The organism is Micromonospora sp. RTGN7 (genome assembly GCF_033804645.1).
Classification (GTDB): domain Bacteria; phylum Actinomycetota; class Actinomycetes; order Mycobacteriales; family Micromonosporaceae; genus Micromonospora.
On the sequence record NZ_JAPZLF010000081.1, the window covers coordinates 1 to 223 of the forward strand.

Here is a 223-nt window from a genome sequence, read left to right on the forward strand (position 1 = left end):
GGCGTGGATGAGGTGGTTGCCGCCGATTGACAGGGCGTCGCCGTCGCCGGTGACGACCCAGACGGACAGGTCGGGGCGGGACACCGACAGGCCGGAGGCGATCGCGGGGGCACGTCCGTGGATGGAGTGCATGCCGTAGGTGTTCATGTAGTACGGGAAGCGTGAGGAGCAGCCGATGCCGGAGACGAAGACGATCCGTTCGCGGGGGATGTTCAGTTCTGGC

1 protein-coding gene is annotated in these 223 nt (G+C 66.8%); it reads right to left on the minus strand.

Annotated features, from left to right (window positions below):
- The coding region (locus SNR22_RS29545) for a thiamine pyrophosphate-dependent enzyme (protein ID WP_320069904.1) at positions 1–223 on the minus strand (223 nt) is incomplete at both ends.